Annotated in this window: 1 protein-coding gene; it reads right to left on the bottom strand. The window is 45.1% G+C overall.

What is annotated here, in order from left to right; all coding sequences use genetic code 11:
* The coding region (locus HSP_RS0108170; RefSeq protein WP_010129817.1) for an IS4-like element ISVsa5 family transposase at positions 1–1045 on the bottom strand (1045 nt) is incomplete at both ends.

Here is a 1045-nt window from a genome sequence, read left to right as displayed (position 1 = left end):
AGTCTTCCCTTGTTATTGTGTAGCCAGAATGCCGCAAAACTTCCATGCCTAAGCGAACTGTTGAGAGTACGTTTCGATTTCTGACTGTGTTAGCCTGGAAGTGCTTGTCCCAACCTTGTTTCTGAGCATGAACGCCCGCAAGCCAACATGTTAGTTGAAGCATCAGGGCGATTAGCAGCATGATATCAAAACGCTCTGAGCTGCTCGTTCGGCTATGGCGTAGGCCTAGTCCGTAGGCAGGACTTTTCAAGTCTCGGAAGGTTTCTTCAATCTGCATTCGCTTCGAATAGATATTAACAAGTTGTTTGGGTGTTCGAATTTCAACAGGTAAGTTAGTTGCTAGAATCCATGGCTCCTTTGCCGACGCTGAGTAGATTTTAGGTGACGGGTGGTGACAATGAGTCCGTGTCGAGCGCTGATTTTTTCGGCCTTTAGAGCGAGATTTATACAATAGAATTTGGCATGAGATTGGATTGCTTTTAGTCAGCCTCTTATAGCCTAAAGTCTTTGAGTGACTAGATGACATATCATGTAAGTTGCTGATAGGTTTCCAGTTTTCCGCTCCTAGGTCTGCATATTGTACTTTTCCTCTTACTCGACTTAACCAGTACCAACCCAGCTTCTCAACGGATTTATACCATGGCACTTTAAAGCCAGCATCACTGACAATGAGCGGTGTGGTGTTACTCGGTAGAATGCTCGCAAGGTCGGCTAGAAATTGGTCATGAGCTTTCTTTGAACATTGCTCTGAAAGCGGGAACGCTTTCTCATAAAGAGTAACAGAACGACCGTGTAGTGCGACTGAAGCTCGCAATACCATAAGTCGTTTTTGCTCACGAATATCAGACCAGTCAACAAGTACAATGGGCATCGTATTGCCCGAACAGATAAAGCTAGCATGCCAACGGTATACAGCGAGTCGCTCTTTGTGGAGGTGACGATTACCTAACAATCGGTCGATTCGTTTGATGTTATGTTTTGTTCTCGCTTTGGTTGGCAGGTTACGGCCAAGTTCGGTAAGAGTGAGAGTTTTACAGTCAAGTAA

Source organism: Haemophilus sputorum CCUG 13788 (assembly GCF_000238795.1).
Taxonomy (GTDB): domain Bacteria; phylum Pseudomonadota; class Gammaproteobacteria; order Enterobacterales; family Pasteurellaceae; genus Haemophilus_A; species Haemophilus_A sputorum.
Note: the sequence above shows the minus strand (reverse complement) of the source record. Positions and strands in the feature narration are given on the sequence as shown.